The following is an 801-nucleotide window of genomic DNA, read 5'->3' on the forward strand; positions in this document are numbered from 1 at the left end:
CCGCTCAGCACACGGCAGTCATCAACGCGGGGTCTGCCGTGGCTCTTTGGGAAAAAGGACCGCAGACGATCCATCTGTTCGTCCGTCAGCCAGTACAGGTCGCTCATTTCCGGTCTCCTCACAGAGCCTGAATCAGTTTTCCGTACTCAAATCTATGAGCCCTCAGCCTGGGCTCAGGACTTATTCTCTGAGCCAGAAGATGAAGGTTGCTGCGATATGGATTGCGGACAAGAATGTATGGGCGCAGCGATCGTATCGGGTCGCAACACGTCGCCGGTCTTTCAGCTTTGCGAACATGTTTTCGATGAGGCGGCGCTTTTTACAGAGATGCCAGTCGTAAGGCGGCTTTGATTTCCGGTTCTTTTTCGGTGGAATGCAGACGGTGATATTTTGTTCGACGAGAATTCGCCTGATCCGGTTGCTGTCACAGGCTCTGTCCCCGATGACTTCTTCTGTCTCATCGGGGAGATCTGCCAGAAGCACGTCTGCGCCTCTGAAGTCGCTGACCTGACCTACGGTCAGATAAAGCCAGACAGGGCGACCTTTGCCGTCACACACGGCATGAAGCTTTGAGTTCAGTCCGCCTTTTGTCCGTCCGATATGGCGGGGAAAAGCCCCTTTCTGAGCAGGGACGCCGACGTCCGGTGCGCTTTCAGATGTGTTGCATCAATCATCAGGCGCTTTGAACGGCCAGCCTGTTCTGTCACGGCGACGAAGATCCGGTCGAAGACACCCGGGCGGTTCCACCGGATGAAGCGATTATATAAAGTCCTGTGCGGACCATACGCTTTCGGGGCATCT

The 801-nt window shown here is 55.1% G+C and carries 1 protein-coding gene and 2 pseudogenes; all 3 read right to left on the reverse strand.

The window, feature by feature from the left end; translation table 11 throughout:
- A pseudogene (locus GOB93_RS20990) lies at positions 1-107 on the reverse strand (IS5/IS1182 family transposase); the annotation flags it as partial.
- 73 nt (positions 108-180) lie between these two features.
- Positions 181-600, reverse strand: a complete 420-nt coding sequence (locus GOB93_RS20995; RefSeq protein ID WP_408742432.1) for an IS5 family transposase — start codon at positions 598-600, stop codon at positions 181-183.
- A pseudogene (locus GOB93_RS21300) lies at positions 576-801 on the reverse strand (hypothetical protein); the annotation flags it as partial. The gene GOB93_RS20995 and the pseudogene GOB93_RS21300, both read right to left, overlap by 25 nt.

It is taken from the genome of Acetobacter musti (assembly GCF_011516835.1).
Lineage (GTDB): Bacteria > Pseudomonadota > Alphaproteobacteria > Acetobacterales > Acetobacteraceae > Acetobacter > Acetobacter musti.